Annotated in this window: 25 protein-coding genes; 4 read left to right on the top strand and 21 right to left on the bottom strand. The window is 67.4% G+C overall.

The genetic code is table 11. The features are described from left to right. From ACH46_RS07185 to rpmE, 5 genes are all read right to left on the bottom strand, one after another. The gene (locus ACH46_RS07185) at window positions 1-1,263 is read right to left on the bottom strand and encodes a serine hydroxymethyltransferase (protein ID WP_226995792.1); all 1,263 of its coding nucleotides are present in this window, start codon (window positions 1,261-1,263) and stop codon (window positions 1-3) included. Further along, window positions 1,260-1,919: an L-threonylcarbamoyladenylate synthase gene (locus ACH46_RS07180; protein ID WP_062392310.1), complete on the bottom strand. Its 660-nt coding sequence runs from the start codon at window positions 1,917-1,919 to the stop codon at window positions 1,260-1,262. Before ACH46_RS07180 ends, ACH46_RS07185 begins: the two co-directional genes overlap by 4 nt. After that, window positions 1,916-2,866, bottom strand: coding sequence for a peptide chain release factor N(5)-glutamine methyltransferase (prmC, locus tag ACH46_RS07175; RefSeq protein WP_082399472.1), 951 nt, complete (start codon window positions 2,864-2,866; stop codon window positions 1,916-1,918). Before prmC ends, ACH46_RS07180 begins: the two co-directional genes overlap by 4 nt. Continuing rightward, a complete protein-coding gene (gene prfA / locus ACH46_RS07170) occupies window positions 2,863-3,936 on the bottom strand; it encodes a peptide chain release factor 1 (protein WP_062392309.1) in 1,074 nt (357 codons plus the stop codon). Before prfA ends, prmC begins: the two co-directional genes overlap by 4 nt. A gap of 95 nt (window positions 3,937-4,031) precedes the next feature. Further along, on the bottom strand, window positions 4,032-4,244 hold the full coding sequence (gene rpmE / locus ACH46_RS07165) for a 50S ribosomal protein L31 (RefSeq protein ID WP_062392308.1): 213 nt from the start codon (window positions 4,242-4,244) through the stop codon (window positions 4,032-4,034). 299 nt (window positions 4,245-4,543) lie between these two features. Here rpmE and ACH46_RS07160 point away from each other — a divergent pair, with 299 nt between their 5' ends. Next, on the top strand, window positions 4,544-5,638 hold the full coding sequence (locus ACH46_RS07160) for a flavodoxin domain-containing protein (RefSeq protein ID WP_236995115.1): 1,095 nt from the start codon (window positions 4,544-4,546) through the stop codon (window positions 5,636-5,638). Window positions 5,639-5,805: 167 nt separating this feature from the next. On the opposite strand, the gene rho is transcribed toward ACH46_RS07160, so the two are convergent. The 7 genes from rho to ACH46_RS07125 form a co-directional block, all read right to left on the bottom strand. After that, window positions 5,806-7,719, bottom strand: coding sequence for a transcription termination factor Rho (gene rho, locus ACH46_RS07155; RefSeq protein ID WP_226995856.1), 1,914 nt, complete (start codon window positions 7,717-7,719; stop codon window positions 5,806-5,808). Window positions 7,720-7,929: 210 nt separating this feature from the next. Further along, a complete protein-coding gene (gene thrB / locus ACH46_RS07150) occupies window positions 7,930-8,880 on the bottom strand; it encodes a homoserine kinase (RefSeq protein WP_062392305.1) in 951 nt (316 codons plus the stop codon). Window positions 8,881-8,896: 16 nt separating this feature from the next. Beyond that, complete coding sequence (thrC, locus tag ACH46_RS07145; RefSeq protein ID WP_062392304.1) at window positions 8,897-9,982, bottom strand: threonine synthase; 1,086 nt, start codon at window positions 9,980-9,982, stop codon at window positions 8,897-8,899. After that, window positions 9,975-11,282 carry a homoserine dehydrogenase gene (locus ACH46_RS07140; RefSeq protein WP_062392303.1) on the bottom strand — a complete coding sequence of 436 codons (1,308 nt, stop codon included), beginning with the start codon at window positions 11,280-11,282 and terminating at the stop codon, window positions 9,975-9,977. Before ACH46_RS07140 ends, thrC begins: the two co-directional genes overlap by 8 nt. Further along, a complete protein-coding gene (gene lysA, locus ACH46_RS07135; RefSeq protein ID WP_062392302.1) occupies window positions 11,279-12,703 on the bottom strand; it encodes a diaminopimelate decarboxylase in 1,425 nt (474 codons plus the stop codon). Before lysA ends, ACH46_RS07140 begins: the two co-directional genes overlap by 4 nt. Before the next feature lie 58 nt (window positions 12,704-12,761). After that, the gene (argS, locus tag ACH46_RS07130; RefSeq protein WP_062392301.1) at window positions 12,762-14,414 is read right to left on the bottom strand and encodes an arginine--tRNA ligase; all 1,653 of its coding nucleotides are present in this window, start codon (window positions 14,412-14,414) and stop codon (window positions 12,762-12,764) included. Between the two features lie 73 nt (window positions 14,415-14,487). Further along, window positions 14,488-14,871, bottom strand: a complete 384-nt coding sequence (locus tag ACH46_RS07125) for a VOC family protein (protein WP_062392300.1) — start codon at window positions 14,869-14,871, stop codon at window positions 14,488-14,490. A gap of 74 nt (window positions 14,872-14,945) precedes the next feature. On the opposite strand from ACH46_RS07125, the gene ACH46_RS07120 reads away from it, so the two are divergent. Further along, window positions 14,946-15,803: a ribokinase gene (locus ACH46_RS07120; protein ID WP_062392299.1), complete on the top strand. Its 858-nt coding sequence runs from the start codon at window positions 14,946-14,948 to the stop codon at window positions 15,801-15,803. On the opposite strand, the gene ACH46_RS07115 is transcribed toward ACH46_RS07120, so the two are convergent. The 3 genes from ACH46_RS07115 to ACH46_RS07105 form a co-directional block, all read right to left on the bottom strand. Then, entirely contained in the window at window positions 15,800-17,173 is a 1,374-nt protein-coding gene (locus tag ACH46_RS07115; RefSeq protein WP_062392298.1) for an HNH endonuclease signature motif containing protein, read from the bottom strand. The two genes, ACH46_RS07120 and ACH46_RS07115, sit on opposite strands and share 4 nt — an antisense overlap. Window positions 17,174-17,717: 544 nt before the next feature. Then, complete coding sequence (locus ACH46_RS07110; RefSeq protein WP_062392297.1) at window positions 17,718-18,428, bottom strand: haloacid dehalogenase type II; 711 nt, start codon at window positions 18,426-18,428, stop codon at window positions 17,718-17,720. A gap of 28 nt (window positions 18,429-18,456) precedes the next feature. Further along, window positions 18,457-19,287 carry a shikimate 5-dehydrogenase gene (locus tag ACH46_RS07105; protein WP_062392296.1) on the bottom strand — a complete coding sequence of 277 codons (831 nt, stop codon included), beginning with the start codon at window positions 19,285-19,287 and terminating at the stop codon, window positions 18,457-18,459. A gap of 70 nt (window positions 19,288-19,357) precedes the next feature. Here ACH46_RS07105 and ACH46_RS07100 point away from each other — a divergent pair, with 70 nt between their 5' ends. Next, window positions 19,358-19,699, top strand: coding sequence for an ArsR/SmtB family transcription factor (locus ACH46_RS07100; RefSeq protein WP_062392295.1), 342 nt, complete (start codon window positions 19,358-19,360; stop codon window positions 19,697-19,699). Next, window positions 19,692-20,168 (top strand): SRPBCC family protein, encoded by a 477-nt coding sequence (locus tag ACH46_RS07095; protein WP_062392294.1) that lies wholly within the window; start codon window positions 19,692-19,694, stop codon window positions 20,166-20,168. The genes ACH46_RS07100 and ACH46_RS07095 overlap by 8 nt, the downstream gene beginning before the upstream one ends. Before the next feature lie 27 nt (window positions 20,169-20,195). Here ACH46_RS07095 and ACH46_RS07090 read toward each other — a convergent pair whose 3' ends face one another. The 6 genes from ACH46_RS07090 to ACH46_RS07065 all read right to left on the bottom strand — a co-directional run bounded on the left by ACH46_RS07090 (window position 20,196) and on the right by ACH46_RS07065 (window position 25,196). After that, entirely contained in the window at window positions 20,196-20,555 is a 360-nt protein-coding gene (locus tag ACH46_RS07090; protein WP_062392293.1) for a hypothetical protein, read from the bottom strand. Window positions 20,556-20,651: 96 nt separating this feature from the next. Beyond that, window positions 20,652-21,980 (bottom strand): hypothetical protein, encoded by a 1,329-nt coding sequence (locus ACH46_RS07085; RefSeq protein WP_062392292.1) that lies wholly within the window; start codon window positions 21,978-21,980, stop codon window positions 20,652-20,654. Further along, window positions 21,977-23,428, bottom strand: a complete 1,452-nt coding sequence (locus ACH46_RS07080; RefSeq protein ID WP_062392291.1) for a hypothetical protein — start codon at window positions 23,426-23,428, stop codon at window positions 21,977-21,979. Before ACH46_RS07080 ends, ACH46_RS07085 begins: the two co-directional genes overlap by 4 nt. Before the next feature lie 146 nt (window positions 23,429-23,574). Further along, the gene (locus tag ACH46_RS21260; RefSeq protein ID WP_062392290.1) at window positions 23,575-24,228 is read right to left on the bottom strand and encodes a hypothetical protein; all 654 of its coding nucleotides are present in this window, start codon (window positions 24,226-24,228) and stop codon (window positions 23,575-23,577) included. A gap of 3 nt (window positions 24,229-24,231) precedes the next feature. Next, entirely contained in the window at window positions 24,232-24,798 is a 567-nt protein-coding gene (locus ACH46_RS07070; protein WP_062392289.1) for a hypothetical protein, read from the bottom strand. Beyond that, entirely contained in the window at window positions 24,795-25,196 is a 402-nt protein-coding gene (locus ACH46_RS07065; protein ID WP_062392288.1) for a hypothetical protein, read from the bottom strand. Before ACH46_RS07065 ends, ACH46_RS07070 begins: the two co-directional genes overlap by 4 nt. Between the last annotated feature and the right edge of the window lie 81 nt (window positions 25,197-25,277).

Here is a 25,277-nt window from a genome sequence, read left to right as displayed (position 1 = left end):
CTACCTCTCCCCTGTCGGCCCGTCGCCGCCGATCGCAGCCACGTCCCGAGCGATCGCCTCGTGGCGAGCGGGGTCGTCGGTGGTCATCGCCTGCATCATCAGGTCGGCGATGTGGGGCATATCCGCGGGCCGCAGGCCGTCGGACGCCAGGACCGCACTGCCGAAGCGGATGGCCGAGCCCTCTGCGACCGGCGCCTCGTCGAACGGGGTCACCGCCTTGTCGACTACGATCCGGCCGGCAGCGAGGCGTCGTGCCGCCTCGCGGCCGCTGATCCCCAGGGAGGACACCTCCACCACGCCGATGTGGGTGTCGGTGCCGCCGGAGACGGTCCGCAGACCTCTGGCGTCGAGTTGGGCGGCCAGCGTGGCGGCGTTGTCGGCGACCGCGTGCGCGTAGTCGGTGTACTCGGGACGCAGGCATTCGCCGAAGGCGACGGCCTTGCCCGCGATCGCGTGCATCGCAGGCGCACCCTGCAGGAACGGGTAGACGGCCCGCGAGAGCGAGTCGGCGTGCTCGGCGCGCGCCAGCAGCATGCCGCCGCGCGGTCCGCGCATCACCTTGTTGGTGGCGACGGTGACCACGTCCGCATACGGGACGGGCGACTCGAGAATTCCGGCCGCGGTGAGGCCGGCCAGGTGCGCGGCGTCCACCCAGAGGATGCACTCCGCCTCGTCGGCGATCGCGCGCATCGCGGCGAAGTCCCAGCCGCGCGAGTACGACGTGCCGCCGGCCACCAGGATGCGGGGACGGTGAAGCAGGGCGAGCTCGCGGATCTGGTCGTAGTCGACGCGTTCGGAGTCGCGGCGGACGCCGTAGTTCAGCACCCCGAACCAGCGTCCCGACAGGTTGGCGCGCGAGCCGTGCGACTGGTGTCCGCCGTGCTTGAGGCTCAGCGACAGCACCTGGTCGCCGGGCTGGGAGAAGGCGACGTAGACGGCGAAGTTGGCGAGTGCCCACGACAGCGGCTGCACGTTGACGTACTCCGCGCCGAAGAGGGTCCGGGCGCGGTCGATCGCCAGCTGCTCCACGTCGTCGACCACCTCAACGCCGCCGTGGTAGCGACGTCCGGGATAGCCCTCCGCGTACTTGTCGGCGAAGATCGATCCGACGGCCGCGCGGACCGCGGGCGACGACGCCGACTCGGCGGCCACCATCTGCAGGCTGCCGCGGCGCCGGGTCTCCTCGCGGGCCAGCAGTGCGGCGACCTCGGCGTCGGCGTCGAGCGGGTTCACGAAGCCGCCGATCCCGGACTCGGTGCTCACGGGGTCCTCCGGAGGTCGGCGACGTCGACGTCGAGCACTTCGGCGATGTCCTCCGCGGGGATCGCGCCTTCGCGGAGGATGATCGGCGTCTCGCCGGTCAGGTCGACGATCGTCGACGCGACGGCATGATCCGCCGGCCCACCGTCCAGGTAGACGGCCACCTTGTCGGCGAGCATGGTCTTCGCGTCGCCGACCACCGTGGCGGGCGGCTGCCCGGAGATGTTGGCGCTGGAGACCGCCATCGGCCCCACCTCGCGCAGCAGTTCGATGGCGACCGGATGCAGCGGCATGCGGATCATCACGCTGCCGGAGGTGTCGCCGAGGTCCCACGCGAGGGACGGCGCCTGCTCCACCACCAGGCTGAGGCCGCCCGGCCAGAACGCCTGCACCAGTTCGCGGGCCTGCGGCGAGACGTAGCGGACGAGGCCGTCGACAGTGTGCCAGGAGCCGACGAGCACCGGAACCGGCATGTCGCGGCCGCGCCCCTTCGCCTCGAGCAGCGCGGACACCGCCTCGCTGTCGAAGGCGTCGCAGCCCAGGCCGTACACGGTGTCGGTCGGCATCACCACCAGGCGGCCGCCGCGGGCGGCGCCCACCGCGGCCCGCAGGCCTGCTTCCCGCTCGTCGGGGTCACTGCAATCGAATACCGCGCTCACGCTTTCCATCCTTCCACGCAGTCGGCGCCGGAAGCCGCAGACCCACTGTCGCGACCGTGTCCCAACCGATCATCACGGCGAACCGCGCTCACGAACCGCGGTCGTCGCGCCAGGTCCAGGTGCGACCGCACCCGATCGAACTCCCCGGTGTCGGTCAATGCGGCGCACACCGCCTCGGCCGTGGTGTCGTCGTGCTCGATCGCGACCGCCACACCCGGCGGAAGATGTCGCGCCAGAAGCGGCGCGAGCGCGTCGATGAGGTCCATTCCCGAGTCCCCCGAGAACACGGCCTCCGGCGGATCGTAGGCGACTTCCGGGGACACCTCGGACTGCGCGGGGACGTACGGCGGGTTGCTGACCACCAGGTCGGCGTCACGCAGAATCGGTCCGACGGTGTCGGCGTCGGTGACGTCGCCGCGCACCAGCCGCACACGGTCGGCGAGGCGGAGGGCGTCGATGTTGCGCTGCAGGTACTCCCCCGCCGTGGCTGAGAGCTCCACCGCGATCACCCGCGTCGTCCGCGGCGCGTGGTGCGCGATCGCCAGTGCCAACGCGCCGCTCCCCGAGCACAGGTCCACCACGGTGAGCGGATCCGTGCGCGTCGAGGACGTCTCGGCGATCCGGGTCAGGGCCCATTCGACGATCAGCTCGGTCTCCGGCCGCGGGATGAAGACCCCGGGCCCCACCGCCAGTTCCAGACCGGCGAAATGTGCGCGGGACGTGATGTGCTGCAGCGGCTCACGCCGGACGCGTCGGGCCACCGCGTCACCGATCCGAGCGACGTCTGCGTCGGCGACCTCGTCGACCAGCAGCAGCCGCCCCGGCTCCACGCCGAGGATCTGGGCGACGAGTTCGGTGGCTTCGGCGCCCGCGGAGTCCAGTCCGGCATCGGCCAGTCGCCGCGCGACGCTCCGGCGCAGTTCGTCGGCCGAGATGCGGGACGTCACTGCTGCAGACGCGCCTGCTTGTCGGCGTCGACGAGCGCGTCCAGGAGCGCGTCCATCTCGCCGCCCAGCACGGAGTCGAGGTTGTTGGCCTTGTATCCGATGCGGTGGTCGGTGATCCGGTTCTCCGGGAAGTTGTAGGTGCGGATGCGCTCGGAGCGGTCGACGGTGCGGATCTGCGCGTGGCGCCCCTCGGCGGCCTCGGCGTCGGCGGCCTCCTCGGCGGCGGCCTTCAGTCGTGCCGCGAGGACCTGCATGGCGCGGGCCTTGTTCTGGATCTGCGAGCGCTCGTTCTGGCAGGTGACGACGATGTTCGTCGGCAGGTGGGTGATGCGCACGGCGGAGTCGGTGGTGTTGACGCCCTGGCCGCCCTTGCCGGAGCTGCGGTAGACGTCGATGCGCAGGTCGGACTCGTCGATGTGGATCTCCTCCACCTCGTCCGGTTCCGGGTAGATCAGCACGCCGGCCGCCGAGGTGTGGATGCGTCCCTGCGATTCGGTGACCGGCACGCGCTGCACGCGGTGCACGCCGCCCTCGAACTTGAGCCGCGACCACACGCCGTCGCGCACCGTCTCACGCGCCTTGATCGACAGCGTGGCGTCCTTGTAGCCGCCGAGGTCGGACTCGGTGACACCGAGGACGGTGGCCTTCCAGCCGTGCTTCTCGCAGTACTTGAGGTACATGCGGACCAGGTCGGACGCGAACAGTGCGGACTCCTCGCCGCCGGCGCCGGACTTGACCTCCAGCACCACGTCGTCGGAGTCGTGCGGGTCGCGCGGTGCCAGCAGGTCGGTGAGCACGGTGTCGAGTTCGGCGACCGTCGCCTCCAGGGCCGGGATCTCCTCGGCGAACGAGCTGTCGACCTCGGCGAGCTCCCGAGCGGCTTCGAGGTCGTCGCGGGCGGCGGTCAGCTTGCTGTACGTGGTCATGACCGGGGCGAGTTCGGCGAACCGTTTGCCGACGCGTCGCGCGTTGGCGGGGTCGTCGTGCAGCGACGGATCGGACAGCTGGTCCTGGAGTCCGGCGTGTTCGGCGAGGATGTCGTCGATGGCGGACGGTTCCTGCGTGCTCACCTGGTGGGTCTCTTTCGTCTCGGGATCGGGTACAGCAAAACGACAGACGCCCGACGCGAAACCGGCGAGGTTTCGTGTCGGGCGCCTGAAGCGAGCTACTTGACGCGCTTGCCGTAACGCTTCTCGAAGCGTGCGACGCGGCCGCCGGTGTCCAGAAGCTTCTGCTTGCCGGTGTAGAACGGGTGGCAGTTGGAGCAGACTTCCACGGTGATGTGGCCGCCCTTGGCGGTGCTGCGGGTGGTGAACTCGTTGCCGCAACCGCAGTTGACGGTGGTCACGTGGTAATCCGGGTGGATTCCCTGCTTCATGTGTGAGGTCCCTTCATCGTGGTCGCCGGGTCACCGCTGACTTTTTTCAGTGGTGTGAACCGGAACCGGACTGACCGACGAATTATTCCACAGTCGGGCCGTCTCGGACCAATCGGCGACCTCAGGACGGCCGTCACAGAGAGTGAGACGGGTCTCTTTTCCGGCGACGCCCCTCCTGAACTGGGGCGACTGCGGCTTACTCTGAAGTAATGACGACTGCGAATCCGACACTAGAACGCACTGCATCACGCGCTTCGAAACGTCCTCGCTGGTCCCGCCGCAACCCCTACCCCGCCACCGTGATCCGCAACGAGCTGCTGACGGCGCCGGAGAGCGAGAAGGAGGTCCGGCACCTGATCCTCGACATCGAAGGCTCGGGGCTGGAGTACGAGCCGGGCGACGCGGTCAACGTGACGCCGGCCAACGAACCCGCCCTGGTCGCGGCGATCATCGACCGACTCGGTGTCCCGGGTGACACGGTCATCGCCGACCGCAAGGGCGAGCGCACCCTCACCAACGCACTGATCCACGGCTTCGAGATCACCTCGACGTCGCCGTACCTGCTCGATCACCTGGCGAACGCCCGTGGCGTCACGAAGATCGCCGATCTCCTCGCCGGCGATCGCGCCGAGCTCGACGCCTGGTGCCGCGGACGCGACGTGCTGGACCTGCTGAATCTGGATCCCACGTGGTCCCCGACCCCGGAGGCGTTCCTCTCCGAGCTGCGTCCCCTCGCCGCCCGCACCTACTCCATCTCGTCGTCCCCGTCGGTGCACAGCGGCACCCTGCACCTGACTCCCGCCACCGTCCGCCACCTCGCGTCCGAGGGCTGGACCGACGGCCGCGACCGCGGCGGCGCCGCCTCCACCTACCTCGCGGATCGCGTCGACGAGGGCGACACGGTCGGCATCTACGTGACGGCCAACAAGTCGTTCCGACTCCCGGAGCCCGACACCGACATCATCATGGTGGGTCCCGGCACCGGCATCGCCCCGTTCCGTGCGTTCATCCACGAGCGCTCGAACGACGACGGCCACGGTCGCAACTGGCTCTTCCACGGCGCCCGCTACCGCGATCAGGACTTCCTGTACCGCGACGAGATGTGGGCGATGGAGGCCGACGGCAACCTCCGCCTCGATGTCGCGTTCTCCCGCGAGCAGGACGAGAAGGTCTACGTCTCGCACCTGATGGGCGGCAAGGGCGAGGAGATCTACAGCTGGATCCGCGACGGCGCCATCCTCTACGTGTGCGGCGACGCCACCCAGATGGCCCGCGACGTCGACGAGACGCTCACCGCGATCATCCGCGAGTACGGCGACTTCGACGAGGAGGGCGCCCGCGCCGAGGTGCAGCGTCTGCGCGAAGCAGGCCAATACCGCCGCGACGTGTACTGAGCCGGAGGCTCAGATTGAGCCGATTCACGAGGCCGAAGGCCGAGAATCGGTCGAAATCGTAGCAAGAAAGGGCTGGTAGGAGGCGATCCTCCTACCAGCCCTTCTCACGCGGTCTCGACCGATTCTCGGCTAGCGCCTCGCGAATCGGCTCGACCTGCCGCTCCGTGTCAGTTGTCCCCCGCCACGCCCGGTGCGTTCTTGCTGACCTGCATCAGAAACTCGACATTGCTGCGCGTCTTCTTGAGCTGCGAGATCAGCAGGTCGATGGCGGCCTGCGAGTCGAGGCCCGAGAGGAGTCGACGCAGCTTGTGGACGATCGCGAACTCGTCGGGCGAGAGCAGGAGCTCATCCTTGCGGGTGCTCGAAAGGTTGACGTCGACGGCCGGGAAGACGCGTCGTTCGGAGATCTTGCGATCGAGCTTGAGCTCGGCGTTGCCGGTGCCCTTGAACTCCTCGAAGATGACGGTGTCGCCGGTGGAGCCGGTCTCGACGAGTGCGGACGCGATGATGGTCAGCGAGCCGCCGTTCTCGATGTTGCGTGCGGCGCCGAGGAACCGCTTCGGCGGGTACAGCGCCTGCGAGTCGACACCACCGGACAGGATGCGGCCCGACGCAGGCGACGCGTTGTTGTACGCGCGGCCGAGGCGGGTGATCGAGTCGAGGAGCACCACGACGTCCATGCCGGACTCGACGAGACGCTTGGCCCGCTCGATGGCGAGTTCGGCGACGCTGGTGTGGTCCGACGGCGGGCGGTCGAAGGTGGAGGCGATGACCTCGCCCTTCACACTGCGCTGCATGTCGGTGACTTCTTCGGGACGCTCGTCCACCAGGACCACCATCAGGTGGCATTCGGGGTTGTTGGTGGTGATCGCGTTGGCGATGTCCTGCAGGATCGTCGTCTTACCGGCCTTCGGCGGCGAGACGATGAGGGCGCGCTGGCCCTTGCCGATCGGCATGATCAGGTCGATGACGCGGGTCGACAGTCGCTCGGCGGTGGTCTCCAGACGCAGCCGCTGGTTCGGGTAGAGCGGCGTCAGCTTGGTGAAGTCGGGGCGCTTGCGTGCGGCCTCGACGTCGGTGCCGTTGACGGTGTCCAGGCGGACCAGCGGGTTGAACTTCTGCCGCTGGTTGTTGGGGTTGTCGCCGTCGCGCGGCACCTTGACGGCACCGGTGATCGCGTCGCCGCGGCGGAGTCCGTTGCGGCGCACCAGGTTCATCGAGACGTAAACGTCGTCGGGGCCCGCCAGGTATCCGGAGGTGCGGACGAAGGCGTAGTTGTCGAGGACGTCGAGGATGCCGGCGACCGGCTTCAGGACGTCACCCTCGTTGACCTGGGGTTCGCCCTGGTTGCCGCCGTCACGGTCACGCCCGCGGCGACGCTCGCGGAATCGACGTCCGCTCCGGCGGCCGCCGCCTTCTCCGTCCTCGTCGCGGTTGTTGTCGCGGTTCTGGTTGTTCTGGCCGCCGCCCTGGTTCTGGCCCTGCTTCTGCTGGTTGCCCTGCCCCTGGTTGTTCCGGCCCTGACCCTGGTTGCCCTGGTTCTGGTTGTCGCGGTTCTGGTTGCCCTGGGTCTTGGTGCTGTCGTCGCCCGACTTGTCGCCGGACTCCTGGTCGTTCTGCCCTTGGGCGCGCTGGTCATCGCGATTCTGGTTGTCGCGGTTCTGGTTGTCGCGGTTGCGCTGACGGTTGCGGCGGTTGCCGCCGCCCTCGCCGTCTGCGGTCTGCTCGCGGTTCTGACGGCCACCGGCGTTGGCGGTGCCTTCACGCCTGGTGTCGGCGTCGGCCTTGGCGTCGTCGGCGCTCTTCTCCGACGTCGGCGCGGTGGTCTTCTGTTCGGTCGGCTTCTCGGCGACCTTCGCGGCCGCGGGAGCCTCACCTGCAGGTTCGCTGGACGCAGGCTTCGTCTCCTGCTGTTTCGCGACCGCAGGCTTGTCGGCCTTCTCCGCCTTCGGCGCTGCTGCCTTCGCTGCGCCGCCGTGCTGATGTGCTCGGATGACGTCGATCAGGTCCCCCTTGCGCATGCCCGAGGTGCCCTTGATGCCGAGCTCGCCTGCCAGCGCACGAAGCTCGGGCAGCAGCATGGCGGAAAGTCCGGTACGGGCCCGCTTCGGTGCCTGCACATCCGTTTCGGTCACGGAATTCCTTTCGTTCCCCGGATTTCAGATACCGGGGTTCCCGCCCAGATGGGCAGAGAAACAAAATTTGTTGGTTCGCCGGACAATCGGGTGGAGATCAGACACGCCCTGGGTTCCGGCGGGGCACAGTCAGCGTACCACCGGGTAGGCGCGAACTTAGGAAATGACCTCGACGCCGTCCGCCACGTCGACGGGAATCATGGCGAATCCCAGGCCTGCGGCGAGTTCGGTCTCGTGATGTCCGAGCGGCGCGGTTCCCAGCACCAGCACCGACGGTCCAGCACCCGACACGGTAGCGGCGTGACCGGCTTCGCGCAATGCCCGCACCAGCCGTGTCGTGTCGGCGAGTGCCTCGGCGCGGTAGTCCTGGTGCAGCCGATCCTGGGTCGCGTCCATCAGGCAGTCGGGATCTGCGGTCAACGCGACCACGCCGAGCGCCGCACGGCTGACATTGAACACGGCGTCGGCGCGCGGCACCGAATCCGGCAGCAGGCCGCGGGTGGCTTCGGTCGACGATTCGAACTGCGGCACGAACGCGGTCACGACCACCGACGGGTGGACCTGCAGGCGGCGGGCGAAGTATTCGTCGCTCCCCCGCGACCACGTGACCACCGCGGAGCCGAGAACCGATGCCGCAGCGTTGTCGGGGTGTCCCTCGAATTCGCTTGAGAGCTGCACCAGCGTCTCGTCGTCGAGCGCCGGGCGACGACCGTCCGCTGCCACGAGCGCCGATGCGGCGGCCAGTCCGCCGACCACTGCCGCGGCAGACGAGCCGAGTCCCCGCGAATGCGGGATCGCGTTCGTGGTCTCCAGGTGGAATCCGGGGACGGCGACACCGGCCGCCTCGAATCCACGCACAACGGCACGGGCGACGAGGTGACGCCCGTCGAGCGGCACCCGGTCGGCGGCTTCGCCGGTCACGGCGACGGTGATTCCGCCGTCGGTGACGGTGACCGCCACCTCGTCGTAGACCGACAGCGCCAGGCCCAGGCAGTCGAAGCCGGGTCCCAGGTTCGCGCTCGATCCCGGAACTCGAACTCGGACCGAAATCCCCTCGGCCAGAACGCATTCCGCGTCGGCGGCGCCGATCGTCGTCCGTGTCGTCATGGTGGTTTCCAACTCTTTAGTTCACACCCAGTGCCTGTGCGACCGCCACGGGATCCACCTGGATCGCGTCGACCTTAGGCATGCCGAGCAGCGCGGTGTCGGGGTCCTTCAGTCCGTTGCCGGTGACGGTGCAGACCACCGTCTCGCCTTCCTTGATCCAGCCCTCTTCACGGCTGGCGAGCAGACCGGCGACGCTGGCTGCCGAGGCCGGCTCGACGAAGACTCCTTCGCGACCGGCGACCAGCTGGTAGGCCTCGAGGATCTTCTCGTCGGTGGCCGCGCGGAACATGCCGCCCGACTCCTCCTTGGCTGCGACGGCCTGGTTCCAACTGGCGGGCGAGCCGATGCGGATGGCGGTGGCGATGGTCTCGGGATCGCTGACCGGGGCGCCGTTCACCAGCGGTGCGGCACCTGCGGCCTGCACGCCGAGCATCCGCGGGAGCGAGTCGATGATGCCGTCGGCGTGGTACTCGTTGTAGCCCTTCCAGTAGGCGGTGATGTTGCCCGCGTTGCCGACCGGCAGCGCGTGCACATCGGGGGCCTTGCCGAGGACGTCGACGATCTCGAACGACGCGGTCTTCTGGCCCTCGATGCGGGCCGGGTTCACCGAGTTGACGAGTTCGATCTCCGGGTAGTCGGAGGTCACCTTGCGGGCGAGCTCCAGGCAGTCGTCGAAGTTGCCCTGCACCTGGATGATCTTGGCGCCGTGCATGACGGCCTGGGCGAGCTTGCCCATCGCGATCTTGCCCTCGGGGATGAGGACCGCGCAGGTGATGCCCGCGCGGGTGGCGTAGGCCGCGGCCGACGCCGACGTGTTGCCGGTGGAGGCGCAGAGGACGGCCTTCTTGCCGTGGTTGACGGCGTTGGTGACGGCCATCGTCATGCCGCGGTCCTTGAAGGAGCCGGTGGGGTTCAGGCCCTCGACCTTGAGGTAGACGTCGCAGCCGGTGATCTCGGACAGGACCGGTGCCGCGACAAGCGGTGTCGCGCCCTCGAGCAGGGTGACGATCTTCCAGTCGTCCTGCACCGGCATGCGGCTGCGGTAGGCCTCGATCAGGCCGGGCCATCCACGGTGGACAGGCTGGTGGGTGGTGTCAGTCATTGGTTCCCTCCAAACGGAGCACGCTGGACACCTTGAGTACGGAGTCCATCTTTTCGAGTGCGGCGACGGTGTCCGACTGTGCGCGGTCGGATGCACGATGAGTCACGACGATCAGGCGGGCATCGTCGCCTGCACCCTCCTGACGGACGGCGGCGATGCTGATGCCGCGTTTGGCGAACTCACCGGAGACCTGGTGCAGGACTCCCGCCACGTCTGCGACCTTCATCGAGACGTAGTAGCGGGTCGGGACCTCGTCGATCGACGCCACGGGCAGTCCCGCATACGTCGATTCGAGGGGGCCGCGGCCGTGGAAGACCCGGTTGCGGGCCGCCATGACCAGGTCGCCGAGCACGGCGGACGCGGTCGGCGCGCCGCCTGCGCCCTGTCCGTAGAACATGAGGCGGCCGGCGTTCTCGGCCTCCACCGCAACGGCGTTGAACGCGCCATTGACGGTGGCCAGCGGGTGATCGAGCGGAACGAGCGCCGGGTAGACGCGCGCCGAGATCTTCTGCTCGCCGTCGACGTCGATGCGCTCACAGATCGCGAGCAGCTTAATGGTGCAGTCGAACTTCTTCGCGGCGTCGAAGTCCTTCGCGGAGATCCCGGTGATGCCCTCGCGGTGCACCTCCGACGCGGTGACTCGCGAGTGGAACGCGATGGACGCGAGGATCGCCGCCTTGGACGCGGCGTCGTAGCCCTCGACGTCGGCGGTCGGGTCGGCTTCGGCGTAGCCCAGGCGACCGGCCTCGGCGAGCACCTTGCCGTACCCTGCGCCGCTCTCGGCCATCTCGGAGAGGATGAAGTTGGTGGTCCCGTTGACGATGCCTGCCACGCGGTTCACCGAGTCACCGGCGAGCGACTGGGTCAGCGGACGGATCACCGGGATCGCGCCCGCCACCGCGGCCTCGAAGTAGAGGTCGACGCGGTGATCTTCGGCGGCCTTCGACAGTTCACCCGAATGCTCGGCCATCAGCGCCTTGTTGGCGGTGACGACCGACTTGCCGCCCTCCAGGGCGGCGAGGATCAGCTTGCGGGCCGGCTTGATGCCGCCGAGGAGTTCGACGACGAGGTCGACGTCGTCGCGCTGCACCAGCGCCATCGGGTCGTCGGTCAGCAGCGCCCGGTCGACGCCCTTGCGCTCCTTCGACAGGTCCCGGACGGCGACGCCGCGCAGCTCCAGCGGGGCGCCGATGCGAGCCTGCAGGTCAGCGGCCTTCTCGGTGAGAATCCGGACGACCTCGGTGCCGACGTTGCCCATGCCCAGCACGGCGACACCGATCGGACGAGACGATTCCTTCATTCCGAATCCACCTCCAAGCTCAAGAAGTCTTCGACCGTCTCCCGCCTCAGCATGACTCGAGATCGGCCTTCGTTGACCGTGACGACCGCGGCGCGCGGCGCCATGTTGTAGCGACTCGACATCGAGTAGCAGTAGGCACCGGTAGCGCCGACCATGAGGATGTCACCCGGCGCCAGGTCTTCGGGCAGCCAGCAGTCCCGGATAACGATATCGCCGCTCTCGCAGTGCTTGCCCACCACCCGGCAGACGACGGCTTTCGCGGTCGACACGCGGGACGCCAGGCGGACGTCGTACTCGGCGTCGTAGAGGACGGTGCGGATGTTGTCGCTCATGCCGCCGTCGACCGACACGTAGCGCCGGACGGTGCCGCCGTCGAGGGCGACATCCTTGATGGTGCCGACCCGGTACAGAGTCACGCCGGCGGGACCGGCGATGCCGCGTCCGGGTTCCACCGCGATGGTCGGCATCGGGAGGTTCAGCGCCGCCGACTCGCGGCGCACGATCTCGGCGAGCGCTTCGGCCAGCACACCGACCGGCGGCGGGGTCTCGCTCTCGAGGTACGAGATGCCCAGGCCGCCACCGAGATCGAGGAGCTTGATCTGCTTGGTCTTCTCGACGCCGAACTCGGCGACGACGTCGGCCAGGAGACCGATGACGCGGCGTGCGGCGAGCTCGAAGCCGTCGATCTCGAATATCTGCGAGCCGATGTGGCTGTGCAGGCCGACGAGGCGCAGGTTGGGTGCGGCGAACACGGCGCGGACCGCGTCGAGCGCGACGCCGCCGACGAGCGCGAAACCGAACTTCTGGTCCTCGTGCGCGGTGGAGATGAACTCGTGGGTGTGCGCCTCGACGCCCGGGGTGATGCGGACGAGGACGTCGGCCACCACTCCCCGCTCGCCTGCGATGCGGTCGAGTCGTTCGATCTCGATCATCGAGTCGAGGACGATGTCGCCGACGCCGGCGTCGACCGCTGCGGCGAGCTCTGCTTCGGACTTGTTGTTGCCGTGCAGCGCGATGCGCTCGGCCGGGAATCCGGCGTGCAGCGCGATGGCGAGTTCGCCACCCGAGCAGACGTCCAACGACAGCCCTTCGGACTCGATCCACTTCGCGACCTGCGTCGACAGGAACGCCTTGGACGCGTAGTGGACGCGGCCGTAGGGACCGAAGGCGTTCTGCATGTCGGCGCAGCGCGACCGGAAGTCGGCTTCGTCGTACACGAACAGCGGGGTGTCGTAGTCGGTGGCGAGCTGGTCGACGGACACGCCGCCGAGCTCGACGACGCCGTCGTCGTTGCGGCGGGTGCCGCGCGGGTACACGTTCTCCGGGATCCGCGAGAGCTCTTCCGGGCTGTTGGGCCGTTCCGCGAGGTGCGGGGCGGCGAGGATCTCGGCGTGGCGGGGTCCTGCGGGGTGTGCCATCAGGTGTGCTCCTGGATCGGGTAAAGGGGCGTCACGTGCTTGATCGTCAAACTCTCGCCTGTCACATTCGTTCCGGAGCCGTCACACCGACCAGCTCCAGTCCGTTGGCGAGCACCTGCCGCGTCGCCGCGCAGAGCGCCAGGCGGGCGGTGTGGACGTCGCCGGCTTCCTCGTCGCCCTGGGGCAGGACGCGGCAGCGTGCGTAGAAGCGATGGTAGGTGCCCGCGAGGGACTCCAGGTAGCGGCACACGCGGTGCGGTTCGCGGAGCGTGGCCGCGGTGGTGACGACCTCCGAGAAGTCGCCGAGCGTGCGGATCAGGTCGCCTTCGGCCGGGTCGTCGAGCAGGTCCAGGTGCTCGGTGCTCAGAGTGAGGCCGAGCTCGTCCGCGTGGCGCGCCAGCGCGCACAGCCGTGCATGTGCGTACTGCACGTAGTACACGGGGTTGTCCGACGACTGCTTGCGCAGCAGGTCGAGGTCGATGTCGATGTTGACGTCGATCGACGAGCGGATCAGCGCGTAGCGGGCGGCGTCCACACCGACGGCTTCGACGAGGTCGTCGAGGGTGATGACCGTTCCGGCGCGCTTGGACATGCGGACCGGCTGGCCGTCCTTGACCAGGTTCACCATCTGGCCGATCAGGACCTCGATGTGCTCCGGGTCGTACCCGAGCGCTGCGGCGGCGGCCTTGAGTCGGACCACGTAGCCGTGGTGGTCGGCCCCGAGCATGTAGATCAGGTGGTTGGCACCGCGCTGGTGCTTGTCACGCACGTAGGCGATGTCACCGGCGATGTAGGCGTGGTGGCCGTCGCTCTTGATGACGACGCGGTCCTTGTCGTCGCCGTAGTTGGTGGAGCGCAGCCACCAGGCGCCGTCGGCCTCGTAGAGGTTGCCGCTGGCCTTGAGCTCGGCGATGGCCTCGTCGACCATGCCGCGGTCGAACATCGAGTTCTCGTGCGTGTACACGTCGAAGTCGGTGCCGAACTCGTGGAGCGTCTTCTTGATGTGCGCGAACATCAGCTCGACGCCTTCGGAGCGGAAGGCCTCACGTGCGTCATCGACGGGGAGGTCGAGGATTCCTGGGACCTTCGCAACGACGGTCGCGGCGATCTCGTCGATGTACTCCCCCGCGTACCCCTCCTCCGGGGTCGGCTCACCCTTTGCGGCGGCCATCAGCGAGTTGGCGAAGCGGTTGATCTGCTCGCCGTGGTCGTTGAAGTAGTACTCGCGGGTCACTTCGGCGCCGCGCGCCGACAGGACTCGGCCGAGAGCGTCGCCGACGGCGGCCCAGCGGGTTCCGCCGAGGTGGATGGGCCCGGTCGGGTTGGCGGACACGAACTCGAGGTTCACGTGCATCGCGGCGAGTTCGTCGCCGCGGCCGTACGCGGTGGTCTGCTCGAGAACGGTCGCCACGGTCTGGTTCTGCGCGGCGGCGGCCAATCGCAGGTTCACGAAGCCCGGACCGGCGATCTCGGCCGACGCGATGCCCGTGTCGGTGGCGAGTTCTTCGGTGAGCCAGGTCGCGAGTTCACGCGGGTTCACGCCGGCGCGCTTGCCGAGTTGGAGCGCGATGTTGGTCGCGTAGTCGCCGTGCTCCGGACTGCGCGGTCGCTCGACGACCACCGACTCAGGAATCAACGAGGTGTCGAGGTCATGAGCTTGGAAAACCTTCTGCGTCGCAGCGCGAAGCAGAGCAGCTAGTTCGGTGGGAGTCACAGCTGTTCATCTTATTGGCCCGGGTGCACTTCTCGACAATCGGACCTCCGTCAGGACGCGACCGCCGTGACGATCACGCCAGATTCAGTTGCCAGGAGACCCCGAAACGGTCATTAACCCACGCGAATGCGGTCGAGAAGCCGTAGTCGTCGAGGGGCATCAGCGTGGCACCGTCCTTGCCGAGGACGTCGACGAGGCGTTCCAGTTCCTCACGGGTTTCGACGTCGACGAACAGTGAGCTCGATGGTGTGAAGTCGAAGGCGTGGTCGACGGCGCTGTCGCTCACCAGGACTCGCTGGCCTGCGAGGTCGAGCTCGGCGAGCATGATGCCCTTCGACTCCTCCGGCTGCGGCTTCGACGACAGCACTTTCCCGTCGGGGAAGGCTGCGAGGTAGAGCTCGATCGCCTGCGCGGCGACGGCACCTTGGAACATGAGGAACGGTCGGATCTGCGTCATGCGGAAAGGGTACCGATGGCCGCTGACATCGTCGTCCCGTCCGCCGTACCGGCTTCTGCCTTACGGTTGACCGCATGACCTCCGTCGTCGTTGTCGGCAGCATCAATCTCGACATCGTGACCACCTGCGGGCGATTTCCCCGGCCCGGTGAGACAGTCGCCGGGTCCACCGTCCACTACGGACAGGGCGGCAAGGGCGCGAATCAGGCGCGTGCTGCCGCACTGGCAGGGGCGTCTGTCACCTTCATCGGCGCTGTCGGTGATGACGATGCGGCGAACACCGTGCTGCGCCCACTTCGCGATGCCGGCGTCGCGCTGCGAGTCACCACCGTGAGCGGCCCCACCGGGGTCGCAGCGATCTCCGTCGACGCCTCCGGTGAGAACACCATCATCGTGGTGCCGGGAGCGAACGCCGCACTCAGGTTGAGCGACGACGACCGCCGGGTCATCGCAGCGGCCGATGTCCTGCTCCTTCAATTGGAGGTGTCAGACAGAGTTCTGCTCGACGCAGCACGCACTGCACGCGCCGGCGACGCGACCGTTCTGTTGAATCCGTCCCCCGTCCGCGATCTCCCGCCCGAGGTGTGGTCGTGCGTGGATTCAGTCGTCGTCAATGAGGCGGAGTCCTGTTCGCTCGCAGCTCAGTTGGCGTCCGTCCCGACGGTCGTGACGACTCTCGGCGGCGACGGGGCCGAGCTCCGGTCCCCGACCGGACGCGCACGAGCACGCGGAATCCCGGTCGACGTCGTCGACACGACCGGCGCCGGAGACGCCTTCACGGGAGCGCTCGCCGCGGCCTGGAACCGTCCAGAGGAGGGACGACTGGCCCGCGCCAACGCCGCAGGGGCCTTGGCGACAACTGTTGTCGGCGCAGCGTCCGCTCCGACTTCCGCAGAGATCGACCGACTGCTCGACTCATCCAACACGCCCTAAGCCGCGACGGTGGGTTCGAGTGTCATCGTTCGTCGTGCGTTGGAGCGGATCGGTTCCCGGAATCGTTCCGGATGCTCCGGATCCAGCGGTGGCCGGAACCACGGATGCCGATCGTGGCCGATGAACACCTCCCACCCGGTCTGATGCATCACGGTGTGGTGCATCCGGCACAGCAGCACGCAGTTGTCGATCGCGGTCTCGCCGCCCTCCGACCACGGAGTGCAGTGATGAGCGTCAGTCCGCGAGACCGGGCGCCCGCACCCGGGGAACGCACACCCGCGATCCCGCGCTTCCAAGGCCTTGCGTAGTCCCGCGGTCACCAGCCGGTGCTCGCGACCCACATCCAGGGGTGCGGAATCCGCATCCGTCACCACCCGACGCATCGCCGCTTCGCAGACGACCAGCCCGACTGTTGAGGACGAGACGGGCCCGGTGAACCCGAGCGAGGCCACCCGCGACGACTCCTGTACCGCAGCGCCTTCCGAACCTGCCCGTTCGACCGGCACGATCAACGACACATGCGGCAACACCCCACCGGACACGGTCGGACGGTCACGGCCTGCCAGATACTCGCGAATGATCTGAGCATGCGCGTCGGCTCGACGCTGACCGGCCGATCTCGGATCCTCAGACCCGTCGGGCTGGAGCACCGGCTTACACAACGGGTCGAGCGCCTGACTCAACTCCTCCCCAGACAACGCGTCGGTATCGAGCGACACCATCGTCCGACCATCGTCGCCGGTCACCACCGTCATCTCGTTCAACTCCGGATTCTCGGCGACCGGAACCGCATCGGGATCTGTGTCGTCGATCTCGGGTGCCCATTCGATCGCCAACTCGCGTGCTCGGTGGTCGACGTCTTTCGGCGTGACTTGGGATGACAGGCGTCGCACCAGGTCGGCGCGTGCCTCGTCGTCGAGCGGGACTCGCTTCTGCACGAACGAGATCCCCCGTGCGACGGCGTCGGCCTGCTCGATCGGCACCCCACCCACCCGCGCCCGACTCATCAACCCCGGCATCCACCGCGCCGCCTGCCCGACCCGGACCAACCGCTGCGCCAACACCGGCACGACCCCCAACTGCTTCAACAACTCCACCGGACTCTTCAACCGCTGACGACGTCGAGTCCCGGCACGCTCGGCCACCTCCGCCACCTGCGACAGGGCGGTCGTGGACAGGTTCAGCACTCTCGCCGGGCCCACCATCATCGCCAGAATCCGATCATCATCGGACCCGACCGTGGACGGTGCCACACACAACCGTGCAAGCTCACCACCCGACGTGGATTCCCCTGACGGGCAGAGTGCTTCGGTCAACACATCAGCGAACCGATCGACAACATCAGCGAACGCTGCATCGATTCCAGCCATCACAATCCCCTCACCTTCACAAAACTCTTCCGCGCGATCGCCGACCCGGCCGCGGGATCGCCACGGGCGCCGGCGACCGCGCGTCGAACTCACACACTTCCCGAAATCAGACGCACGAGCAGACCACCGCGACCACACCCCGATGCAGTCACGAACGCAGGAGACACCGTCGCCGAGACTCGGCACTGGACCCGCACCACCCCGAACCCCGGCCGACGACGGCGTCACCTCTTTTGCCGTCGGACACCCACCGGCCACCCCTCCAGCTCCCACGCCCCGGAAATGGCCCGTGTCGCCTGTGCCGCGACGCGCTATGAACTTCTCAAACAACCCGACACGACCCGCAGGCCGTCTCCGCTACTTCACCTACTATGATACCTCTCACATTTAATTAGTTCAATAGTTCGAATTAGGACAGTGACACCTGCCGCGAAACAGTGCATATCGCCATGAATAAGACTATCGAGAGCGTCTGACACGCTCGGATGGCCGCGGTCCACGATTCAGCCGTGGTGCGAGGCAACGGCGCCTCACGCAACCGCGGTCAGCAACCGAGCAGCGTCGCCAATTCGTCGATCCCCCGAACGAAGAACGCATCGTCGGGGTTCGGTTCCTCGCGCTTCGTCTCCGGTCCCCACTCCGTGGGACGCGAGACGTAAGCGGTCTGGAGCCCGAAGGTGCGCGCTGCCGCGAGGTCGGTCACGTGCGTGGCGACCATCATCACTTCACTCGGCTCCACCTGCATGAGTCGGACCAACCCGAGATACACCTCGGACGCCGGCTTGTAGTGACGCCAGAGGTCAGACCCGCCAATGAAGTCCCACGGGAAGTCGGACGTCTTCGCCATCTCGTTCAGGAGCGCGACGTTCCCGTTGCTCAGCGCGCAGATCGTGAACTTCTTCTTCAGTCGATGCAGGCCCGCCGAGGAGTCGGGCCAGCCGGGAAGCACATGCCATGAGTGGACCGCCACGTCGAGCTGTTCTGCAGTCGGAACGACGTCGTACTTCGACCGCAGCAGGCGATCGAGTGTCTCCCGTTGCAGGTCGTCGAGCAGGGTCCACGGCCGCTCACCGATCTCCACTTCAGCCATGATCGGCGCATACATCCGGCGCCAGTCGCGCGCCACCAAGGAGCTGTCAAGTTCCGGAAAGAGCTGCGCGAGTACAGAACTCACTCCCGCGTGCCAGTCCGAGACGGTCCCGAAGGTGTCGAAGGCCAGGACCTTGAGCGTCGACGGCGATGGCAGCGAAGTCATGCCTCGAGTCTGTCAGAACGTCGGGCGGTCAACTCCTCGAGTACTCCGACGCCTCCCCCACCTGTTCCGGGGTCGGCGTGATGCCGGTGTAGAGGGCGAACTGCGCGGCCGCCTGCCCCGCAATCACTGCATCCCCACTGATCACTTCCGCGTCCCGCGCGCGCATTGCACGGACGAGCGGCGTCTCCGGAGGCATTGCGACCACGTCCAGGCAGCCCGTCGCCGCATCGATCACGCCCTGCGCGAACGGCATGCCGTCGGAGTCGGGGCCGCCGGCCATGCCGATCGGTGTGGCATTCACGAGCGTGGTCGGGCGGGCGTCGCCGACCTCCGTCGCATGACGGAACCCGTACTTCTCAGCGAGCGCCGAACCGGTCGCGACGTTGCGTGCGATCACCGTGACGTCAGTGAAGCCGGAGTCGCGCATCGCCGCGACGACCGCCTTCGCCATCCCGCCGCTGCCGGCCACCACAGCCGGAGCCGACCGGTCGAACGACGACGCGACCAGCAGGTCGGCGACAGCCTGGTAGTCAGTGTTGTACGCGTGAAGAACGCCGTCGTCGTTGACGATCGTGTTGACCGAGTCGATCGCCGCGGCGGACGGCTCCATCACGTCGACGAGGTCGATCACCGCCTCCTTGTACGGCATCGACACCGCGGCGCCGCGGATCGGAAGCCCCCGAATGCCGGTGACGGCAGCGGCGATATCGGCGGGCGCGAACGCCTTGTACACGTAGTTCAGGCCCAGCTGGTTGTACAGGTAGTTGTGGAATCGGGTGCCGATGTTCGACGGCCGCGCCGCCAATGAGATGCACAAGACGGTGTCGCGGTCGAGGTCACGAGAGTGCGGTGCGGTCATGCGTCGAGGGTAACCGCGGTCGACCACAGACCCTTGACACTTCGTATCCGTAAGCGAATACTTACCGTTCGTGAAGACTAACGGAGATCAGGAACTGGCCTGGACCGTCCTGGGCGATGGATCCAGGCGAGAGATCCTCGCACTCCTCACTCGGGACCCGCTGGCGGTCGGTGAGATCGCGGACCGCCTGCCGATCAGCCGACCTGCGGTGTCGCAGCACCTCAAGGTCCTCAAAGACGCCGGCGTCGTCGCCGACCAGCAGCACGGAACGCGCCGCGTCTACTCCGTCAACGCCGCGGCACTCTCGGCGCTCCGCGACCAACTCGAAACCTTCTGGAGTCGCACCCTCGACGGCTTCGCCGAGACTGCGACCCAGTCCATCAACGCAGAACAGGACGAGACCAATGACTGATTCAAGCTCGACCATCCAACGTTCAGTGACCGTGCCGGTCTCCCCCGCCGCGGCCTTCGAGCTCTTCACCGGCCGTTTCGGCGACTTCAAACCGCGCGAACACAATCTGCTCGGCACCCCGATCACCGAGACCGTCTTCGAACCCCGGATCGGCGGCTCCATCATCGACCGCGCCGACGACGGAACCGAATGCCGCTGGGCGCGCATCCTCGCCTTCGAGCCGCCGCATCGCGTCGTCTTCAGTTGGGACATCGGGCCGACGTGGCAGATCGAGACAGATCACGAGCGGTGCAGCGAGGTGGAGATCAGCTTCACCGCCGACGGTCCGTCGTCGACGCTCGTGGCGGTCGAACATCGCCACCTCGATCGGCACGGCCCCGGATGGGAGTCGGTCCGTCAGGGCGTCGCCGGAGACGGCGGCTGGCCGCTGTACCTGGCGCGGTACCGGGAGCTCACGACGTCGCGCTGATCGCGGGGAGGGTGCGCGGCAACGCCTCTACTCCGGCAGAAGCGCCTTCACCCGCGTACCCCACCGCTCGTGCGCAGCTTGCCTGCTCATCCCGACAGCCCTGCCGATCGTCTCCCAACTCGTGGACATCGAACGCAGGACGATCACCGTCTCGATGCAGTCCAGCCCCGCAGCGAACTGCACGCGCAAGCTCACCAACTGCCACGCCAGCATTCGCTGCGCGGGGACGTCCGTCTCCTGCTCCGCCTTCCACGCATCCGTGCCGGGGAGCGGTCCCGTTCCGATCAACTCATCGGCGAACCTGCCGGCCTCGGACGCCGCGACGTTCAGCACCGCGCGAGCAGCATCGGTCACATCGACTTCGTTTGCGCGTTCCACCAGATTCATTGCATCCTCCTCACCGTGTTTCGTGTCAAGATAATCTTGACAGCCCAACAAGTGCCTGTCAAGTGTTGCTTGACACTCAGGTGACTACGTGTCGCCCTACTGGAAACCGATCCACTGACGTATCGTCGGACACTCGACGACGACTCGGTTCGCAACCGTCACGACTCTGAAGGCGTGGGGGCACGGAGAGTCGACGCGACGGACGACGCGTGCGGCCGAAGGGTCGATCTCCGTGAGGACGGGTCCGTCGGAGACGACGATGCGATCACCGATCGCTGTCACAGTGTCCTCGCCGAGTAAGAGCGGGTGATAGTTCGGCTCGATCGACGACACGGTCTTCGCCTCACGATCGCGTATGAACAGGTTGGTCGCGCCGTCTGCCGCGGCAAGGAGCCGATTCCCGGGCAGTCGATGCGCGAAGACAGGGCCTCCGCCCACCGACCCCCGTCCGTCGGGGAGCTCGAAGTCGTCGACGATTGCACCTTCTGGACTCGTGAGACGGACGTGCCAACGCCTGCCGCGCTCGTTCCCAGCGACGAACAGCTGACCGTCGGCGCCGACGACTGCCCGCCGACTGGACTTCACCGTGTCTGCACTCCGCACGCGACTGATGAGCGCCCCAGTGCGGCCGTCAATCGTGAAGTCCACATCTCGAGTCGTCAAGATCAGGTTCTCGCGCATCGGATCGGCGGCGTGGAGCCGCACATCTCGAGGTCGAACCGAGGCCATCGGGAACGACGCCCACCACGCGAGTTCGCCGGTCACGCCACTGTATGCAGCGAGGCGTTCCTCTTCGGCGACGGCGATGACGTTCCGCAGAAACTGCACCGGGGAGTCGCCCACGGCTTTGCGGTATGTCACCGTGTCCACACCGCCGGCTATTGCGGGGCGCATGACGAGTTCGGTGTGCCCGGATTTCCATGTCATTCCGAAGTGCTTCGAACCGACCCCGGCACCCGCACTCACCACCACCGCGACCACGAGGGTCCCGACCACCGCACCGCTGCTCCAGCGCGGCGACGGCCTGTCGACGCAGGCAGCGGCCAACGCTGAACACGAGGCCGCCGTGCCCGCGCAGAGAAGCAAGACCGTTGCGCCTTCGTCGTCGAAGATCCGCAGAATCGTCAGTCGAGCGACTGCGAAACCGCCCACCACCACTGTTGCGAGGGCCATCAGCACTCCGATGTACAGCAGATAGAATCTGCGATCCGCCACTCGCTCTCGCCGCCGATCCACCCACACGGCCGGTGCGACGGCAGTTCCGACGATCGCCACGACAATCATCGTGGCGACCCCGAGTGCGATCAGGCCGGGGCCGATGACGAGCGCCGAGGACAGTGACGTCATGCCCCACACGCCCAGCGCTCCCGCTGCCGCGGCGAGCGCCGCGGCAACGATCGTCGCCCACCGACTCGAGTCGTTCACTCGGTCAACCCCACGATCTCCCGCGAGTCATTCATCGAATCGGAACCGAGACACTGCACCAGGATCGCCCCGCGTTGCTTGAAGATCCCGCCGATGATCTCACCGCCGCTGCACGGAGTACCACGCCGCTGCACGACAGCGCCCGAGCGATTCACGAGTACGAGGTCCTTGAAGTCCGCCATCAAGAAGTTCTCCCCCAACCCGATGACGCTCTCACTGGACGTGCCGACTCGCGAATGGCCCAGACCCAGCTTCGCGGTCTCGAACGTCCCGAAGCGGTGAGCCACCACGTCGCGGAACATGAACGTGTCACCATCCTCGAGCTGATCACTCTCCAACACCAGGATCCCCGCGGGGCCGTCTCCGTCGACGTTGTACATCTCCGGGAGCTCGAACCGGTCGATCACCGTTCCGTTGTCGGACTCGACGGTCACCATTCGGCCGACGACGGTCGCCTGCCTCCCCTCGGCCAAATAATGGACGCGTTCCTTCGTGGCTCGATCCTTCTCCAGCGACACATGGCGAATCACTCGGCCCGTGCTCGAATCCACCTGCACGCCCACGCCTTCGCGGGTGATGGCAACGGCGTCGACCCGGTCGAGGCGAACGCGCGTGACGTTCAAAGTCGGACCGGACTCGCCACCCGGAGTGAAGTCGGTGAAATCTATCGACCACAGCTTCGTCCCGGTGGCTCCGTCGTACGCAGTCGCTACGCTGCCTGCAGCAACGACGAACCCGGTGTCCGTCCGAGTGATGTAAGAATCACCCGGAACCAGGACGTGGAACGAGGGACGCCCCAGATGGGTCGGATACGACCCGCCCGTCGGGTCCGCGAATACCTGCGGCTTCCACGGATGATCCGCATAGGCGCCCGCGACCGGCACGACGACACCCGCGCCCACGATCACCACCAGTCCCACTGTCACAGCCACCGGCCGCCGCCGTCCACGTCCAGCCTTCGACGGGATCGCCGCTGCCGCAACCAGACTCACGACGACGAACAGTCCACCGAGCAATGCCAGGACGACGGCGCCACCGGAGTCGAAGAAGCGGAACAGATCGCGATCGTCGTCGAAGTGCGTCGCTCCGGCGCCTACGCCGAGGACCAAAACGAGCATGGCGACGAATCCGATCGGGAAGATCATGTCGATGAAGTGCGAACGTCCCCAGGTCGCCATGACGATGGCGAGCGCCAGGGCGGCTGCACCGCCACCGACCGCCACCGCCGTCGTCACCGCCAGAACGGCATCGATCGAGTAGACCTCACTGAAACTCGAGATCGCGGCCAGGCCGCAGGTCATCGCCAAGATCGCGGACCCGATCGAGACGCCGAGCATCGACGAGCTCACGCCGAGGCGAGGATTCAGTTCCTCTGCGGTCGGTACGGTCGGCGCATCCTCTTCGGGAGCACTGGACACCGGAGTCTCCGTCGCCATGTCGTCGGTCATCACTTCACCTCCGGAAGGAACAGACCGGTGCGTGCACCGTCGTCGTCCGATGAGCCAGTCGTGTCGTACGGCGGAACGAAGACACCGCCCGCGACGACGCGAGGCTGCGCGATCTGGCCGCGAACCGTCGACGTCGCGCCGGTCCGTCAGTCTCCGATGACCACGGTCCGACCGTTGTCCCCACCGACGACCCACACCACCGACTCCCGCAGAACAACAGGGTTGCCAGCCTCCCCGACGCCGCGGAACACGACGTCCGGATGCGACCCCGTCAGCGAGCGCAAGACGACGCTCTTTCCTCCGGACGACGGAACGAGGCACTCGCCGGCACCGTCGCACAGCGCACCGTGGAATCCCTTGATCGGCTTCTGGGACCGGGCGTCGACGAGGGACTCCCCCACGTCAAGCAGATATTCGCCGCTGTACTTCACGCCGTCGGCGCCCGCGTCGGCATCGCGCTCCACCCGTCCGGCGAGCATCCCTTGACGGTCTTCCGCCACCGTCGTCGCCGCACCCGTCGTCGGGTCGATCGCTACCAGACGACTCTGCTGGTCCGCGCAGTTCACGATCGCGAAGACCGCGTGCCGCCGGTCTTGGACCCCGCCGATCGAGCACAGCCTCGGCGTCGTGAAGCGCCACGCCTCATCACCGGTCGCGAGGTCGGTCATCGAGACCGACAATCGATCGTCCGGAACGTCGAGCAGCCGGTATTCGACCTCCTTCGACCGCATGATGTGCATGTCCTCCGTCGACCGGAGCCCCGGTCGACGCCACACGACGTCGCCGGTGAAGACGTCCACCCCTTAGGTCGTGAAGGTCGTTCCGATACGGGTGGTGACGACCAGATACCGAGAGCCTTCATAGGCGCGCATGGAGAGTCCGTCGTAGATGTCGCCGGGGACCTTCAGGCGCCAGCGAACCGATGAGTCCGCGAAGTTGTGCATGACGATGTCGGCAGTCTTGTCCCCGGTCTCTGCGGTCCGAACCATGCCCCCGGACAGATATCCCGCGAGAGTGATCGGCGTGTAGACCGTGAGGTCGTCGACGACCCTCCCCGGTGCACGCACCGCATGGGGCTGTGAATCGGCGAGCTCGGTCAGTTCGCCGTGTGCGGTGCGGAGACTGCCGTCGCCAACCGGGGACAACCCGATCGTCGCAACCCCGACGACCACGGTGATCAGCGCAGCGACCGGCGTGAAGAAGGACGGTCGCTCCCGATCCAGGAAGAACACCGCGAGGAACGTCGTGATGAAGCCGAACATCGCCAAGCCCCAGGCCAGTACCGCGGCGGCGTAGCCAGACCCCTCGGTTCCCCAGTCGTCGGTCCGGTCGGAGAGGAGTCCGGTGAAGTAGTGCGCGGTGACGATCACGCCGACGCCGCTGACCGTGGCGACGATGGTTCCCCGCTGCGCTCCCTCCCATCGGGCGCCGACCGCCGGACGGCGAACAGCGTAGCGACCAGAACGATCACCAGCCCGGCCATGAGCACCACACCGCCGGCGACCGGCAGTCGGATGTCGGTGAAGCGGGTCTCGCCGCCGGTGCCGTAGAAGTGTTGCGATTCGTTCGGCGTGCCGTTGATCAGGACCATCGTCGCGACCCAGACCGCCATCGCGAGCAGAGCGACGCCGACGCCGATCAGCACGTCGGCGAACGAACCGAGCTTCTTGATCCAGGCGAGACCGAGATGGTCGAGCATGTCCTTGTCGTCCGACTGCGCTGCTTGACGGCCCTCGTCCGAGGTCGTCTCCCCCGCTGTCTCCTCCATGGCCCGAAGGCTATCGGACCGGTACCGTCGGCCCGAATCGTCGTCATTCAGCCGACTTCCACCGGGCTGCACCGAGAATTC

Origin of the sequence: Gordonia phthalatica (genome assembly GCF_001305675.1) — a bacterium.
Lineage (GTDB): Bacteria > Actinomycetota > Actinomycetes > Mycobacteriales > Mycobacteriaceae > Gordonia > Gordonia phthalatica.
This window is presented reverse-complemented; position numbering and strand designations above follow the sequence as displayed.